The sequence below is a fragment of the Halopiger djelfimassiliensis genome (assembly GCF_000455365.1).
GTDB lineage: Archaea > Halobacteriota > Halobacteria > Halobacteriales > Natrialbaceae > Halopiger_B > Halopiger_B djelfimassiliensis.
This window is the reverse complement of record NZ_HG315685.1, coordinates 910576-927107: the sequence shown is the minus strand read 5'-3', so window position 1 is coordinate 927107 and position 16532 is coordinate 910576. Positions and strand designations below refer to the sequence as shown.

Here is a 16532-nt window from a genome sequence, read left to right as displayed (position 1 = left end):
GTGTGTGACGTCGAGTCCTCGGCGGCGGATCTGATCCGTGGAATCGATCCGTGCGGTAGCTGGCGGTCGGTCGGCTGTCGTGCCCGAGGTGAGCGTGGACACGATCTCGGCCCCGATCATGCTCTGTGCTCCATGATCTCGGTGACTTCTTCGACGCCCTCCTTTTCCTCCTCGCGGATCGTATACAGGGTATCGAGCAGCCGTCCGCGGTCGACGGCGAACTCGGAATCGGAGGCCTCGATCGCCTCGATCAGGTCGTCGTAGAACTTGTAGGCCGTCTCTTCGTTGGCCAGTTGATCGTACAAGACGCCGTCCGTATCCTCCGGCGGTCTGTACTGGGCGTCGACCAACATATTGATCTCCTCGTACTCCACCGTCTCGGCTTCGAGATCGTCGATCAGCGCCTCGAGTCGCTCGCGGTGATCGGCCGACTCCTCGCTGGCGTCGACGAGCAACTCCCGCACCTCCTCGTCGAACTCCGCCCGCTCTTCCGGGGGGAGCGATTCGAGGTGGTGGGCGGCGCGTGACTCGACGACTTCCTCCAGCACGACCCCGATCTGGAGCAATCGGGTGAGCTGGTTGTCGCTCGAGACGCGCTGTCCCAGACTCATACCTCGACAAGAGGGCCGCGGATACTTAACCGTCCCTACTCGATCGCTACCGAGGCGTTCACACCGGTATCCGCGTGAGGCCCCTGAATCGGAGTTGCCGTGCCGGCGTCGGTTCAAGGTCGACGTTATCCTCGATACCGCCAGACGCGCGTTCCCTCCCCGCCATCGACCGCGTCGACCTGTTTGAGTCCCTCCTTGATACACCGCCACCAGCCGTCGGCCGTATCGTACCCGGCCGGGCAGTCGGCATAGAGCGCATCGACGAAATCGGACCGGCGGGCCCGCCCCTCGTCTCGCAGGTAGGCCAGCGCCCGACCGACGGCGTGGCGTCGCTTTTCGACCGTCTCCGTCGACCGACCCGGGATCGACAGCGAGTCGAGATCGGTGATGTCCTCGCCCGGACGGATGCCGTCCCCGGCGAGTCGCGTCGAGGACGTATACTCGAGTCCCGTCTGGACGTCGCGGTTCAGCCGCTTTCGCGTGGTCGCAACCGCACGCCTCGAGAGTTCGTCGAGCCGTTCGGTCTCGACGGCACCGAGAACGCCGGCATCCTCGTGGACGGGGTCCTCCGGAATTCGGGCGACGCGTTCCGGCGACAGGGTCCCCGATCCCTCGGACGGAGAGCCGGACTCGGACTCGTCGTCCGTCGTATCCGAACTCGAGTCCGCGCTTCCGTCTCGGGGTGGCTGCTCGTCCGCTCGAGGGCTCACGTCCGAATCGTCGGTTCGATTCCCGGTCCGTTCCCCGGCGTTCGCTCTCGAGTCGGTCCGCGACTGCTCCCTCGAATCGGGACCTTGGCGGACCATCCGGGGCGAGCCACGGACCTCGAATCCCGGGTCACGGTCGGACGACGCGTCGGCGGTGGACCGCCGGTCGTCATCCGCTTCGACCCGTTCGCTCTCCGTGGCCCGACTCTCGGCCGCTCGCTCGTCGGTATCTCGACCCTCCTCGCCGGCTTTCACCGCTCGATCGAGTGCCTTCGAGAGCGTCGCCACCTGCTCCTCGAGACGGGCGATACGCTCGCTGTGGTCCGCCAGCAGTCGGTCCCGCGGGCGGTCGCGATCGGGATCAGGCGCCTCGGCCTCGATCGAATCGCGGTGATCGATGATCCAGCGGACGTACGCCTGTCGGCTCTCGAAGCCGAACAGTTCCCGCTCGGCCTCGAGTGCCGCGACGGTTTCGTCCTCGAGTTCGATAGAGAGGGCCTGCATCGAGGAGTGGTACGTCGATCCACTACAAAAAACGCCGTCAGACGGCAACCCCGTGCCGACGGTAGATCGGACATCCGGGAACGCAACGACGGCGAGACAGCTCCGTCGTCACGGACGATGCGCCCGCGGCTGACGACAGAGACGATCGGAAAAACGCCGGCCGAACCGCTTCGAGCGAGCGTTACAGGAGGAACAGCACAATGCCACGGCCTTCAGGCCGTGGATACGTGCGTAAGCATGATTGGGCTGTATCCCGTAGACGCCAGTACCGGAGTTCCCACGTCGAGAAATGCGGTCTTCGACCACACCAGAGCTTCGCTCTGACTTCTCGCGTGGTAACAAATCCGACCGAACCAGCCCGCCACGTCCCGGCCCACGGGTCGGACGCGAATGGCGGTACCCAGCAGGCTGAACACCCTGCCGTGGAACGGAACGCGGTGCTCCGTGTTGAAGTGCCCGGCGCGTCCGGGTGGGAAGGCCCCGTTGACAGGGCTGTACGCGCTGTACACCACGCCTTCGGTAATAATTGGGCGGGCACCGTCGAAGGGAGGACGCGAAAGCGTACTTCGCTCCCGAGGAAACGCACAACCTTAGACTCCGCTTTGCGGATTCCCGCGACTTTAGGCGCGAGAGGATGTCAATCGCGCTGGCGAAGCCGCCGGGCGACCAATTCCTCGAGATCGTCGCGCAGTTCGTCGACGGCGATCTCCTCGAGCACGGGCACGAAGAAGCCTTCGACGAGCATGTTCCGGGCAGCCCGTGGGTTGACACCGCGGGAGGTCATATACAGCAGATCCTCCTGGTCGATCTGGCCGACCGTCGCGGAGTGGCTGGCCTCGGTGTCGTGGTTGTTGATGATCAGCTTGGGCGAGGCGTCGGCTTCGCTTTCGTCGGAGAGCATCAGCGTGTTCTCGCGCTGGTAGGAGCTGGTGTCCCACGCGCCCTTGCCGACGTCCTGAACGCCCTCGTAGACCGAGCGAGCGACGTCGTCGGTGACGCCGCGGGTCACGAGGTCGGCCGTCGTGTGCTCGGCGCGGTGCCAGACCTTCGCATCGAGGTCGAAGTGCTGGTCGTTGTGGCCGTAGAAGGCCCCGACGATCTGGGTCTCCGAGGAGTCCCCGTTGAGCTCCGTCGAGACCTCGGTCTTGGTCAGCTGGGTGCCGAGGTTCGCCTCGATCCAGTCGATCGTGGCGTAGGTGTCGGCGTCGCCGCGTTTGACGGTGAAGTTGTAGGCGTCCTCCGAGAGGTTCTGGAGGCTGCCGTACTGGACCCTGCTGTTCTCGCCGGCGACGACCTCGACGATGCCGCTGTAGTACTGCTCGTCCGCTCGCGGCTCATCACCGCTCGCACTGCTCGAGGCGCGTAGCGCCTCGCTGTCCTCGCCCGTCGACTGGCGCTCGAGGATCGTGACCGACGAGGACTCCTCGGTGACGACGAGCGTGTAGTTGAACAGCGACCGGGAGTTCTGTGCGGTCCGGATGGTAACGTCCTCGGCGTTGACGCCCTCGGGGACGTAGACGACGGTCCCGGTGCTAAACAGCGCCGTCGACAGCGCCGTCAGGTAGTTCTCTTGGGGGTCGACGACCGTACCGAAGTGGTCCTTCAGGAGCTCCTCGTGTTCCTGGACCGCCTCGGCCCACGGCAGGACGTCAACGTCCTCGGGACCGACCTGATCCTTGTCTTCGGCCGCGTTCAGCGGGTCCACGAACGACTCGAAGTCGAGTTCGTGGAGGTTGGTCCAGTCCCGGCCCGGCGTCCGGATGACGTCGGGCATGTCCAGTTCCTCGAGCGCCTCGAGGGCCTCGAGACGGGTCTCCGTGAGCCACTCCGGCTCGTCGAGGTTGCCGCTGATTTCGCGTACCTGTTCTGCCGTCAGATTGGCGTGTACCTGCGTGCTCATATTATCCGAGGCTTCCCTCCATCTCGAGTTCGATGAGGCGGTTGAGTTCGACCGCGTACTCGATCGGCAGTTCCTCCGTGATCGGTTCGATGAAGCCGGCGACGATCATCTTCTTGGCGTCGTCGTCGTCCAGCCCGCGGCTCTGCAGATAGAAGATGTCCTCGTCGCCGATCTTGCCGACGGTCGCCTCGTGTGCGACGTCGACCTTCGACTCCTCGATCTCCATGTACGGCATGGTGTCCGACGTGGACTCGTTGTCGAACATCAGGGCGTCACACTCGACGGCGGTGCTCGAGTTCTCGGCACCGTCGGCGATGTGGACGAGACCGCGGTAGTTGGTCCGGCCGCCGTCCTTGGAGATCGACTTGGACTCGATGGTCGAACTGGTCTCGGGCGCGTTGTGGTAGACCTTCGCGCCGGTGTCGATGTCCTGCCCTTCGCCGGCGAAGGCGATGGTAATGTGGGTGTCGGTCGCGCCGCGACCCTTGAGGATCGAACACGGGTAGAGCATGGTGGCCTTCGAGCCCATGCTGCCCGAAACCCACTCCATGGTGCCGCCTTCGTCGACGATTGCGCGCTTGGTGTTGAGGTTGTAGGTGTTTTTCGACCAGTTCTGGACCGTGGAGTACTGGACGTGAGCGTCCTCCTTGACGAAGACCTCGACGCCGCCGGAGTGGAGGTTGTGGGTACCGTACTTCGGGGCCGAACAGCCCTCGATGTAGTGGACCTCGCTGCCGGGTTCGGCGATGATGAGCGTGTGCTCGAACTGGCCCATCCCCTCCGAGTTCATGCGGAAGTACGCCTGGACGGGCATTTCGACGGTGACGTCCTCGGGAACGTAGACGAACGACCCGCCCGACCAGACGGCCCCGTGCAGCGCGGCGAACTTGTTGTCGCTCGGCGGCACGCAGGTCGTCATGAAGTGCTCTTTGACGAGGTCGGGGTGTTCCTGGACGGCCTCGTCCATGTTCATGAAGATGACGCCTTTCTCCTCCCACTGTTCCTGCATGTTCTGGTAGACGACCTCGGACTCGTACTGCGCGCCGACGCCCGAGAGCGCCTTCTTCTCGGCCTCCGGAATGCCCAGTTTGTCGAAGGTGTCCTGAATCTCGTCCGGGAGTTCGTCCCAGTCGTCGACGCCTTCGCGTTTGTCGACGTCGGGACGGATGTAGGGAACTATCTCCTCGACGTCGAGTCCGGAGAGATCGGGCATGCCGGGCCATCCCGACGGCATCGGCATGTTCTGGTACTGCTTGAGCGCGCGAAGCCGCCGCTCGAGCATCCAGTCGGGCTCGTCCTTGTCCTCGGAGATCATGCGGATGATCTCCTCGGTCAGGCCCTTGTCGGATTTGACCGCGGCGCTTTGTTCTTTCTTGAACTCGAACCGCGCTTCAGTGTCGGTTTCTTTGAGATGATCTTGTTCGGAACTCATGATTTGTTTGTGTTTGTGGTTACGGCTGTAGGGTTATTACCGTTGTTCTAGCTGAATACGGTTACGCGGTGCCGTAGACCTCTTCGCGGACCCAGTCGTAGCCCTTGTCCTCGAGTTCCTCGGCGAGTTCGGGACCGCCGCTTTTGGCGATCTGCCCGTCGAGCATGACGTGGACGTGATCCGGTTCGACGTAATCGAGGATGCGCTGGTAGTGGGTGATCTGGAGGATGCCGGTGCCCTGTTCGTCACGAAGGGCGTTGATCCCGCTGGAGACGTCCTGCAGGCGGTCGATGTCGAGCCCGGAGTCGATCTCGTCGAGGACGGCGATCGACGGCTCGAGGATGGCGGCCTGCAGCACTTCGTTTTGCTTCTTCTCGCCGCCGGAGAAGCCGGCGTTGAGGTAGCGCTGTGCGAACTTCTCGTCCATGTCCAGTTGCTCCATCTTCTCCTGGAGGATCTCCTGGAACTCGGCGACGCCGACCTCGCCCTCGTCCGCGGGGCCTTCCATCGGCGAGGATTCGAAGCCTTCGTCCTCGTCCGCTTCGTCTTCGTCTTCGTCTTCCTCGAAGAGTTCCTCGCGCTCCTCGATCTTGGCGTTCAGCGCCGTCCGGAGGAAGTTCGTCATCGTGACGCCCTCGATTTCGGCGGGGTACTGGAAGCCGAGGAAGATCCCGAGCGCGGCGCGCTCGTTGGGTTCGAGGTCGAGCAGGTCCCAGGTGCGCTGGTCCTCGTCGATCTCGACTTCCTCGCCGAACTCGTCCTCCTCGAGGTGGAGCAGAACCTCGCCCTCGGTGACCTCGTAGGCCGGGTGGCCGGCGATGACCTTGGCGGTCGTCGACTTCCCGGAGCCGTTCGGCCCCATCAGGGCGTGGATCTCGCCCGACTCGACCTCGAGGTCGACGCCCTCGAGAATCTTCTCGTCGCCCTCCGCCACTTCTGCGTGCAGGTTAGTTAGTTCGAGACGTGCCATAGTACTCTGTCGTATGAACGGTGGGGCGTATGACTGATAACGATTTCGTATCCGATTGGATACGATAATGAATCCAAAAGATTATTTTCCGATACGGAAAGGACGCGGCCCGGCGGTGAGTTCCGACGCTGGACGAGCCTCGGTGGGCCGTCGAAATACCGCCGGCTGGAATCGATTACGGCGGCTCGATTCCCGGACGGGGAATCCGCTCCGGTCGTACACGGGTACGGACCCCTTCGAGGTCAAACCCGGGCAAAGTACTCATGAGGGAATACTTTATTTTAATAGGGATGGGAGCACAGGAGCGAGCGTCGACGAGAAGCCCGCCGAACGCGAGCGGAAACGAAGTAGCGCTACCGTCTCGAGGCGCGGAACGCTCGGATTGGCGGGGTTGGTCAGTCGGGCGTCATCGGCTCCGGATCGGCATCGGCGACGGTCGACGACCACCCGCTTTCACAGGACCTGAACTGGAACGGATACGATCTGACCGATCTGGGTTACCTCAGAGCATCGCACACCTACTCCAGTTACGTGAGGAAACGGCAACCTCCAGTTGGACGACGAGGAGGCCGCATCGCCGTTCTTGCGGGTTTCGGAAGAGCCGAATCGTACGGGTCCGGGGCCGATAGTGTTCACGTGGCTCGTCCGCATGAAAGCCGGGGGACAAGGATTCGTCGAGAACCGCCGGCCGTTCTCATCGACCGCGCCGACGTTACTGCGACCGACTGGCACGTCCGCGCCGACGGCGGTCCGGAAGTAACACTCGAGTCAACCGGCCCGCTGGAACTGGACGGCAAGTCGATCTACTCGACCGATCAGCTTGGGATGGACGATCCGGTGTCGCTTCCGACCGAGCGGTTCGGCCGGAACTAGGGCCACGAGCGATCGACGGCACTCACATGAAACTATCGAGGCCGGTCTGTTCCTGGCCGCTTTTGACCTCCTCCCAGGAGACATCGAGGGCTTCGAGGATCCGTTCGATCGGCCCCTTCAGCGTCTTCTCGAGCATTTTGTCGTAGTCGACCTCGAACTCCGGGGGGATCTGGTCTTCGTACTCGAAACAGATCACGTCGGGATCACGCTTGAACGCGCCGTAGAGCGGATCTCGCTGTGGGTCGAACCCTTCTTCGTCTTCCATCCGCCGGAAGAACGCCGGATCGACGCGATCCAGATAGAGTCGTTTGGGTTTGCTGCCTCGCTGGAAGTTGGTGCCAAGCAGGAGGTTCGCGTACTTCGCTCCGCGAACCTGAGCGGTGTCGGTGTCGTAGTTGTTCAGCCGTTTGCCGATCCCGCCCGGAATGGCGATCTTCTCGAGGCTGATGTCGCCGGTGCGGACCTCTTCGATGATCTCGTTGACGTACTCCTTTGTGCCCTCGATGTCACCTTCCTTGACGATCATCTCGATAACCCGATGCTGGACCGCTTTGGTGATCGGGGCGATATCGGACCGCTGATACTCGAAGCCGACGATATCAACGTCGTCGACCTCCTTGCCCTCCTTCCAGGTGATGTGTCCGGCGTAGCGTTTCTTCTTGCCGGCCTGGAAGAACCGCCGGTAGAGCTTCTCGAACTCGATCTGGAACCGGTGTTCGTCGGCGTTCAGGTCCTCGCTTGCGAAGTCGTCGTAGCGGTCGTTGATATGCTCCTCGATTTCGAACGAGCGTTCGATGGCCTCGTCTTTGGGTATATCCGGCCCCAACTCGAGCATGACGCTGTCGGTGTCCCCATACGTAACCTGATACTCCAGCTCTTTCGCGGCAGTCTCGGTGAACTCGATGACTTCGCGCCCGGTGGCCGTGATCGCGGATGCGGCTTCCTTATCGTATAGTCGGAACTGTTCCCAACCTGACACCCCGTAGAGCGAATTCATGATAACCTTTACCGCGCCCTGTTGGCGGTCGTACTGTTCGTACTCGGGTGTGCCGGGTTCGTGCTCGTCCCGCAGGGACTTCTTCTCCTCGCGTTCGGCGAGCAGTTCTTCGATCATCTCGCGGTTTACCCCGTCCGGTTCCTTCCGGAAGTGGGTGCCCGTCGGCGCTTCGTAGACGTCGCCGTCGTACTCGTCGGGGTCGACCTTCGTCTCCGGCGAGGCGTTGATCGTCACCATACACATCGGGTACAGCGACTTCAGGTCGAGCACCGTGACGTTCTCCTTGACGCCGGTAATCGGCTCGAAGACGGCACCACCCTCGTACTCCTCGCCGCTTTCCTGCTGTCCCTTCGAAGGCAGCGCGAACTCGCCGTACGCCTGGTGGAGCACGTACATGTCGACCGCGTCGCCGGGCGTCGGGGCGTCCTCTAGCTTACAGCCGACGAACGAGCGCACCTCGTCCCAGAACGGGATGATCTCCTGTTGGCGGTCGAGTTCGACACAGAGTTCGACGTCCCGCAGGTTGTACTCAAGCAGCGTCGTCGGGTCGTCTTCCCAGAGATCGCCGATGTCACCGGCGTACCGCTCCTTGCCGACGCCGAGTTCCGCCTCGCCGACGGCGTCCAGCCGGTAAGAATCCAGTTCGGAGAAGACCATCCGCTGGTACCCATACAGGAGGTCGAACACGACCCGTCCCTTGATATCCGGGCCACCCCAGTTGCTGCGCCAGACCTCGTCGACCCGCGAGAGCCGGTCCGGGTTCAGATCGTACTCGTGGTGGGGACCCTCGAGTTCCTCGAGACGGTCGAGGAAGTACGGCGCGTCGAAGTCCTCGAAGTTCCAGCCCGTGAGGACGTCGGGGTCGGTTTCCCGGACGTACTCGATAAACGCCTCGAGCATCGCCTCCTCGTCGTCGAAGCTGCGGACCTCGTGGTCGATCTCGCCCTCGATCGGATCGTACTCGTCGATCTCGGACGGGATAGAACCGTCGCCGACCGGTGCTTCGTAGAGCCACATGACGTACTCGTCGCGGTAGGAATCGTGGCTCGTGAGACAGACGATCGGCTCCTCGCCGTCCTCGGGGAACCCCGATCGGTCGTCGACCTCGATGTCGAAGGTACACACGCGCGGCTCCGCGTCGACGGCCGCCGATTCGACCTCGTCGTGGGGGACGACGAGGGTGTCGTCGTCGGCGCGTCGTTCCGGTACCCGGATGCCGCTGCGGACGTCCTTGTCTATCAGGAACCGGTTCGGAAACAGGATGTCCGCTTCGTAGTGTTCGAAGTCGTCGCGGATCTGCCCGACGTCCCGTGGAGTCTGGCCGAAGATCTTGGTGAGTCTCTCCCCCCGAATACTCTCGTATGGTTCCCCGTCCTCGTCGTGCTCCCGACTGTCGGTCAGCCGCTCGTACTGTTCCTCGGGCGGCCGCTCGAGCGTGTCGGTCGGTGCGTAGAAGTACGGTCGAAACCCGACGACCTGAACGTGCTCGAGTTCGCCCTCGGGCGTCCGTCCGAACACGTGCATGATGGGTCGTTCGTCGTCGCCGTAGCCGGCGACGGTGTAATCGACCTGCATCACGGCGAGTTCGAGCGTTCCCTGTGACTCGGGGAGCGTCTCCTCGAGGACGTCGATCACCTCTGTGGCGTCGGTGCCGCCGTTGCCCGCGACGGCGACAGCCTCTTCGTCCGGCCGCTCGTCGGCGTCGGACTCGCTCGAAAACTCCGTGAGTCCGGTCTGGCCCGCCTCAGTCATGGTATCTGGCTTGGCAGTCGCCGAATAAAAACCCCCGTTATCCCGTTTCCCAGCCTGGCTGGTATCGAACTCCCACGAGCGGCGGTGACGGTCGGTCGTGATCTGTCACCGAACCGACGGTCCCCGTGATTTCGCCCGGACCGATCAGCAGAAAGAACTGCGAGGGCAATAAGACATATAAAATGGTAACACATAGCATAGGAGCAGGTGATCGATGTGTCCACCCTGAACGATGACGACGTGATGGACCGGCGTGAACCACGTAGTGAACCCCCGGGTACTGCGACGATCGAATCCTACGAGACCGACGACGGGGTCGTCTTCTACGACGCCGAAAACCCCCTCGCGTGGGTCGAGACCACCCGAACGCTTACGCTCGAGGACCTCGCCTGATTCGTTGACTCGAGCACGAAAACGCGAATCCTTTTCCTGTTGCTGTCCGTCCCCACGGGTGTGGTGTTCGATCGCACCGAAACCGAGCCCGAGGAGCCGGATCCGGAAGCGGAACTCGAGGATCCGGAGAGCGATTCGCTCACGATTCCGCGGGTGGACACGGAAGATGCCGGGTTGGGTCTGCTCTCGGACTTGCGCTCGGAGCACGATTCGGAGTCGGCACCCGACCTCGGCGTCTCGACCGACGAAGTCGACGTCCCACCCGACCTGGCGAGGATCTTCTGGGCACTCGTCCTCGTTATCAACGCCGCCGTGCTTTCGGTCTCGCTCGGCGTGTTGTTCGCCATCTTCGACGGTATTACGACGCGAAGCATCGCGTTGATCGCCGGTGGGGTCGTCCTGTTCGGGTTCGCCGTCTATCGGTACAGGGCCTTCCGGGCCGACACCGACGACCCGACGGAGACGGCCCCCGATAGTGCGGACGCTGACGACACCGAATGATTGATACCGGACGAAACTACTTCACTACCCGTGTCCAACCACGGACCGCAGGACGATACCGAAAGATAATGAAAACCGTCCAAGACGACACCGGGAGACGATACCTGCTTCTCAAACAGTCCGAACACGCGAGTCTCGTCCGTGATCCACGGACCGGCAACGAGTGTTACGTCCAGAACGACCGCCTCGAGTCGGTCGACGACGTCGGGGCTCTCGAGACGGCTGCACACACGGTCAGTACGCCCGTGCGAACGCTGGTCTCGAACGTCCACGACGAGGAGACACTCGGGTTGCTCGTCGAACTCGCGGATCGGGGGCCGCTTGGGGTTCGAACGCTGCTCGACAGGTACGACCTCTGTGAGAGCGACCTGCACGGGCGTCTGACCGTGCTGTCGGCCGCCGATCTCATCGAAGCGGTCGAGACCGCCGGTGAACGCAGCTATCGACTCACCGAGACGGGCGAGACCGCACTCGAGACGATCCGAACGGATCAGGACGTCGACGGCACGGCGAAAGCGAGTGCGGACCCCCAGTCGTAACCCATCCCTCGCGGGCCGGCCCGCTCCGGCGTCGAACTCGGTTTCGCTTACTCCGAGGCGAGTAACGCCGCTTCCGGCGGTTCGCCGCGCTCGAGTCGCGACCGGTTCGAGGTCGCGTCTTTCTCGACGCGGACGAGCGAGTCGGCCGCGCCGACGAGTTCCTCGTCGTGGCTGACGACGACGATCTGTTCGACGCCGAGTTTCCGCATCGACTCGACGAGCGAGACCAGTTGCGTGACGTGCCCGGAGTCGAGAAACACCGTCGGCTCGTCGAGGATCAGCGGCGGCATCGGGGCCGCCCCTTCGACGCCCTCGGCCAACAACTGATAGATGGCACACCGCAAACTGAGGTTGAACAGCGCCCGCTCGCCGCCCGATAGCTGTTCGGGTTCGAGCGCTTCGCCGTCCTTCTGGTAGACCGTCAGGCGATAGTCGCCGTCGAGATCGATCGCGGCGTAGGAATCGTTCTGATAGACCAGTTCGAACGTCTCGTTGAGCAACCGTTCGAGGGTTTCGACGTTGCGCTGGCGCAGCTCCGAGCGCAGCTCGCCGTAGGTCGTCTGGAGGGTTTCGGCCTCCTCGTACAGCCCCTCGAGCCGTTCACACCGGGCTTCGACGCTTTCGAGGCGGTCGCGGAGTTCCTCGAGTTCCTCGAGTTCCCGTTCGACGGCCCCGATGGCGTTCTGGAGATCGTCGTGTTGCTCCTCGAGGTCGGCGAGTTTCTCGTCGACTTTCTCGATGTACTGCTCGGCGTTTCGTTTGTCCTCGCGGGCGGTTTCGACGCGTTCCTCGTCGAACTCCGACTCGAGGTCGCGTTTCCGCTCGCGTTTGGTCGAGAGCTGTTCACGGCGCTCGTCGTTCATCGTCTGCCAGTCCCGGCGCCGTTCACGGAGGGTCTCGATCCGGCTCTCGAGTTCCGCCCGTTCGTCGCCGATCTCGGCGACGCGACGGAGCGTCTCGAGGGTCTCTTTGATCTCGCCGCGTTCGGTGTTGATCTCCCCGAGTTCCGCTCGTTTCTCGGCGATTTCGTCCTCGAGATCGGACGCCCGTTCTCGCTTGTCCTCGGCCTCGGCGTCGTACTCCGTGGCTTCTTCGCGCAACCGGTCGCGCTGTTTTCGGCGATCCGCGAGCGTTTCGCGTTTCTCGGACAACAGCTGTTCGACGTTGTCGCGGTTGTCCTCCAGTCGGTCGACGCGACGTTCGGCCTCGCACAGGTCCTCGGCCCGTTCGATCCGCTCCGCGAGCGCGTCGCGTTCGTCCTCGAGTTCGTCGAGTCGCGTCTCGAGGGTATCGAGCTCCTCGCGTTTCTCGTCGAGGACGTCGACGTGTGGCGAGTCCGCGACCGGCTGGCCACACTCCGGACACTTGCCCTCCTCGAGCAGGCGCTTGCCGTCCTCGATCGCGTTCTCGACCGTCCTGATGTCGGCGGTGACGTCGCCGATTTCCTCGACGAGCGTCTCGCGTTCGTCCTCGAGAGCCGAGAGGTGGGGTTCGGCCTCGCCGAGCGCGATCGGCGCGTCGTCGAACCGGCTTCGAGCCGCCTCGAGTTCCTCGGTTAGCTCCGCGAGCTTCGCCTCCCGATCCTCGATGGCGTCCTCGTCGGCCTCGAGTTTCGACGCGAGGTCGTCGGCGTCCGAGCGGGCGGTTTCGGCCTGCCGCTCGAGGTCGTCAGCCGCCTCGCGGAGCCGCTCGATCTCCTCGGTTTTCGTCTCGATCGCTACCCGAACGTCCTCGAGTTCGTCCCGGCATTGCTCGTCGCGTGCCTCGAGGGCTTCGATACGCTCCTCGACCGCGTCGGGGTCGCCGGCCTCGAGATCGACGGTCGACAGGAGTTCCTCGCGCTCGTCTTCGAGGGTCTCCCGTTCGGATTCGAGGTCGCGGAGGTCGTCTTTCGCGTCCTCGCGTTTCCGCTCGGTCTCGGAGATCTTCGTCCGGAGGTCCTCGATCTCGTTCGCGAGCGTCGCGATCTCCTCGCGGGTCTCCTCGTGACGCTCGAGAACGTCAGCGGCGGTCTCGAGCGTCTCACGCGCCTGTTCGCGCTGGCTCTCGTAGTGGTCGATCTCCTCGGCGACGTCGGCACGACGAGTCTCGAGTTCGTTCAACCGCTCGTGGAGGTCCTTGTCCGCCTTCGCGTCGACTTGTTTCCGGAGGTCCTCGAGGACCTCCCGTTGGCCGTCGAGCACCGACTTGACGCCGAGCCGGGCGTCGCTGGCTCGCTCGCGGTAGTCCTCGAGCGCGCCGAGCTGGAGGAGGTCGTCGATCATGTCCTGGCGATCGCCGGGCGAGGCGTGGATGAGCTTGTTGACCTCGCCCTGACGGACGTACGCACAGTTGACGAACGCCTCGGCGTCCATCCGCAGGAGCTCGGTCACCTCGCGGCGGACGTCGCGAGCACCCTCGATCGTCTCCGTCGGCGTCTCGAGGACACACTTGGTCGTCGTCGCCCGATCGCCCCTGAGTTTGAGCCGGCGTTCGACGTGGTACGCCCGATCGTCGTGGGTGAACCACAGTTCGACCTCGGCGTCCTCCTCGCCGGTCGTGATCACGTCGTCCAGCGTCCGGTCGGACAGCGCCTTCGAACCATACAGCGCGAAGAAGACGCCCTCGAGCAGCGTCGACTTGCCGCTGCCGTTGACGCCGTGGACGACGGTGACCCCGCGATCCAGACCGAGGTCGGCGTCGCCGTAGCACTTGAAGTTCCGCAATCTGATGCGATCGACCCTCACGCGAAATCACCCAGCGACGCGTGGTCGGAGTCGGTTTCGGTACCGGATTCGGATCGGGTTTCCGCCGTGGCGTCGTCGCCTTCGACCTCGGCACTTGCGGCAGTCTCGGTGGTCTCGACCCCCGGCTTTCCGTCTTCGGGGACGGTCCCGTCGGTCGATCCGCCGTCGGCCGGTTCGTCGAGTCGGTCCGCCACGGTCGTTACGTCCTCGTCGCCGGGCTCCCGTTCCGGTGCGGGGTCGAACGCGTCGTCGTCCTCGAGCAACTCCCGGACGCGTCGCTCGACCGTCTCGCGGACGTTTGCGTCGGCTAGCTCGTCGTTCCGGACGGTTTCGTCGATCTCGAGGGCGGCGTCGCTGAGCCCCAGATCACGGACGCGCTCCCGGACGATTTCGTCCGGGTCGGCGAAATGGACCGAGACGTCCTCGTCCTCGTCGGGGAGGTCCCGACGGTCGTTGACGCGGGCAACGAGCGCGCCGCGATCGAGCGCCAGTTCCTCGACTGCGGCGGGCGTGACCGGTCGTCCCTCGCCCTCGATCGTGACGATGACGACCGCGTCCTCCAGATCGTGCTGCCGGACGCGTTCCTGGACGCGATCGATCCCCTCCTCGGCTTCGAGGTCGACATCGACGAAGACGAACTCGCGGGTGTCGACGAGTCCGCGGCGACTGATCGTCACCGCCTCGTCGAACGCAACGAGGTTGTATCCACGGTCGTCGCGTTCGCTCGCGCTTGCGCGTTCGGTCGAGCCACAGTACGTGACCCACGTCTCGCGCACTTCTGCGGTATCGGCCGTGTGGTTATCGCCGAGCAGAACGGCGTCGAAGTCGACGTTCGACTCGGAGAGGAGCCGTTCGGTATCCCAGTCGGCGTGGGGGAACGGCTCGAACAGGCCGTGGCTCACGAGGGCGGCGTGATCGGCGTCGTCGGGGAGCGGTTCGAACTCGTACTCGAGGTCGTCCCGTCGGGATCGGGGGACGAAATCGAGTCCGTAGAAGGCGACGTCGTCGACGACTGCCGGTGCCGCGTCGAGTCGCGTCGCGAGTCCGAGGTCGGCGAAGAGATCGAGCCACTGGGCGTCGCGTTTCCCCTCGTGGTTGCCGACGACGGCGAGAAACGGGATGTCGGCGTCGGCCAGGGTCCGAAGGATGTCGACGGTCCCCTGAAGGTCGACCAGCCCCGGTCGACGATCGTGAAAGAGGTCACCGGCGTGGATCACGGCGTCGACGTCGTCGGCGACCGCGTCCTCGATCACGCTTCGGAAGGCCTCGAGGAAGTCCTGTCGTCGCTCGGGCGTATTGTACTGCTGGTACCCGATGTGGGTATCGCCCGTATGTATCACCCGCGTCATCTACCGGCCGTTCGGGGGCGGCCCCTAAAGGGATTCCGCGACCGAACTGAAAGTGAACGCGACGGGTCGAGTCGACGCTCCCTCGAGTCGCTGTGGTCCGTTCCACGATAATTCCACACCAGTATCATCCACAAGGTGTAGGTGAGTTGGGGAACGTCCTCGTTCCATGAACGCCTCGGCTGCAAAGACGGCGGTGTTACTGGTTCTCGGGATCGGCCTGCTCCTGAACCCGATCTATCTCTATCCGGACGACCTCACCGGCACGGGAACGGTATCGACATACGACGTCGAACCGGTAACGAACGAAAGTACTGCGAAAGGCGTCCTGTTCAGATCCGACCGGACGCTCAAATGTGGGACTGAACGACCCTGCGCCCTCGAGCGGGAGATCGCCGAGAACGGCCCGGTCGAATACGAACCCGTCGTGCAACGACGCGACTCCAAGACACCGTATCAGCGGGCGTGGAATCGATACGCGTTGATCGCGATCGACGACGGGTACTACGTTCCCGTGGAACGATCGACGGAAAACGGGACGCTGCTGGCCCACCGTGAACTGTCGACGATGGACGCGCTCGAGCACATCGCGATTCCGAGCGACCGGGCCTCAGCCGACGTACGCGAAGCCATCGAAACCGGCTCGGTTACGCTGATCGATCGCCGACTTCCCGAATTCGAGAGCGGCGATCCGATCGAACACGAGGGAGAGATCTATCGCGTGACCGGTTTCTCGAGCGGGTCGGGCCGATCGGGCCTCTGGCTCCTCCGACTGTTGCTGGGGCTGGTCGGGACGACGTGTATCACCATTGCCTGGGAGCGCCGTGGACGGGAGGCCACCTCCTGAATCGACCTTCGCGGGCGACAACCGCGTTGCCGGCAGCGGCGGTACTCCGATACGGGAACAACCGATCGACCCATTCGGCGATCTCAAGCGTCGATATCGAGGCTATACAACCGCTTGCGGGCGTCCGAGAAGGAAAATCGCGAGTCGATAACGTTCTCCTCGTCGAGGCGGTTCAGCGCGTATCGAACCGTCCGCGAGGGCAACAGCGTCTCCTCGGCGATCTGTTGCTGGGTCATGGTGTCGTTGTACTCGAGCACCTTCGCGACGAGCTTGGCGCTTGGCGGGAGTTCGCGTACGTCTTCCCACGTTCCTCGTGGATCGGCGTCCTGTTGGATCGGCTCTGAAGCACTCATCGTTTACCCATAACCGAATACGGGGTGATAATATTTTCTGTTTCAATTTATTCTCGATGGTTATATTTCCCGCCCCAGTGC

At 63.5% G+C, this 16532-nt stretch carries 14 protein-coding genes; 5 read left to right on the top strand and 9 right to left on the bottom strand.

Annotated features, from left to right (window positions below; genetic code table 11):
- Positions 1-116 precede the first annotated feature (116 nt).
- The 5 genes from TX80_RS10345 to TX80_RS10320 all read right to left on the bottom strand — a co-directional run bounded on the left by TX80_RS10345 (position 117) and on the right by TX80_RS10320 (position 6124).
- The gene (locus tag TX80_RS10345) at positions 117-611 is read right to left on the bottom strand and encodes a rubrerythrin (protein WP_049923019.1); all 495 of its coding nucleotides are present in this window, start codon (positions 609-611) and stop codon (positions 117-119) included.
- 125 nt (positions 612-736) lie between these two features.
- Positions 737-1822: a hypothetical protein gene (locus TX80_RS10340; RefSeq protein ID WP_049923018.1), complete on the bottom strand. Its 1086-nt coding sequence runs from the start codon at positions 1820-1822 to the stop codon at positions 737-739.
- A gap of 637 nt (positions 1823-2459) precedes the next feature.
- Entirely contained in the window at positions 2460-3722 is a 1263-nt protein-coding gene (gene sufD, locus TX80_RS10330) for a Fe-S cluster assembly protein SufD (protein ID WP_049923016.1), read from the bottom strand.
- 1 nt (position 3723) lies between these two features.
- Positions 3724-5154: a Fe-S cluster assembly protein SufB gene (sufB, locus tag TX80_RS10325; RefSeq protein ID WP_049923015.1), complete on the bottom strand. Its 1431-nt coding sequence runs from the start codon at positions 5152-5154 to the stop codon at positions 3724-3726.
- A gap of 61 nt (positions 5155-5215) precedes the next feature.
- Complete coding sequence (locus TX80_RS10320) at positions 5216-6124, bottom strand: ABC transporter ATP-binding protein (RefSeq protein ID WP_049923014.1); 909 nt, start codon at positions 6122-6124, stop codon at positions 5216-5218.
- Between the two features lie 636 nt (positions 6125-6760).
- Here TX80_RS10320 and TX80_RS10315 point away from each other — a divergent pair.
- Complete coding sequence (locus TX80_RS10315) at positions 6761-6997, top strand: hypothetical protein (RefSeq protein ID WP_049923013.1); 237 nt, start codon at positions 6761-6763, stop codon at positions 6995-6997.
- A 22-nt stretch (positions 6998-7019) separates the two neighbouring features.
- On the opposite strand, the gene TX80_RS10310 is transcribed toward TX80_RS10315, so the two are convergent.
- Positions 7020-9746: a DNA-directed DNA polymerase gene (locus TX80_RS10310; protein WP_049923012.1), complete on the bottom strand. Its 2727-nt coding sequence runs from the start codon at positions 9744-9746 to the stop codon at positions 7020-7022.
- Positions 9747-9953: 207 nt separating this feature from the next.
- Here TX80_RS10310 and TX80_RS10305 point away from each other — a divergent pair, with 207 nt between their 5' ends.
- The 3 genes from TX80_RS10305 (at position 9954) to TX80_RS10295 (ending at position 11179) form a co-directional block, all read left to right on the top strand.
- Positions 9954-10139 carry a DUF7331 family protein gene (locus TX80_RS10305; RefSeq protein ID WP_049923011.1) on the top strand — a complete coding sequence of 62 codons (186 nt, stop codon included), beginning with the start codon at positions 9954-9956 and terminating at the stop codon, positions 10137-10139.
- A 60-nt stretch (positions 10140-10199) separates the two neighbouring features.
- Positions 10200-10640: a DUF7322 domain-containing protein gene (locus tag TX80_RS10300; RefSeq protein WP_154658617.1), complete on the top strand. Its 441-nt coding sequence runs from the start codon at positions 10200-10202 to the stop codon at positions 10638-10640.
- A 68-nt stretch (positions 10641-10708) separates the two neighbouring features.
- On the top strand, positions 10709-11179 hold the full coding sequence (locus tag TX80_RS10295) for a DUF7346 family protein (protein ID WP_049923010.1): 471 nt from the start codon (positions 10709-10711) through the stop codon (positions 11177-11179).
- A 47-nt stretch (positions 11180-11226) separates the two neighbouring features.
- On the opposite strand, the gene rad50 is transcribed toward TX80_RS10295, so the two are convergent.
- On the bottom strand, positions 11227-13905 hold the full coding sequence (gene rad50, locus TX80_RS10290; RefSeq protein WP_049923009.1) for a DNA double-strand break repair ATPase Rad50: 2679 nt from the start codon (positions 13903-13905) through the stop codon (positions 11227-11229).
- Positions 13902-15254: a DNA double-strand break repair protein Mre11 gene (gene mre11 / locus TX80_RS10285; RefSeq protein WP_049923008.1), complete on the bottom strand. Its 1353-nt coding sequence runs from the start codon at positions 15252-15254 to the stop codon at positions 13902-13904. Before mre11 ends, rad50 begins: the two co-directional genes overlap by 4 nt.
- Positions 15255-15420: 166 nt before the next feature.
- Between mre11 and TX80_RS10280 the strand changes: the two genes are divergently transcribed.
- On the top strand, positions 15421-16098 hold the full coding sequence (locus tag TX80_RS10280; protein WP_049923007.1) for a hypothetical protein: 678 nt from the start codon (positions 15421-15423) through the stop codon (positions 16096-16098).
- 83 nt (positions 16099-16181) lie between these two features.
- Here TX80_RS10280 and TX80_RS10275 read toward each other — a convergent pair whose 3' ends face one another.
- A complete protein-coding gene (locus tag TX80_RS10275) occupies positions 16182-16451 on the bottom strand; it encodes a MarR family transcriptional regulator (protein ID WP_049923006.1) in 270 nt (89 codons plus the stop codon).
- Positions 16452-16532: the final 81 nt, after the last annotated feature.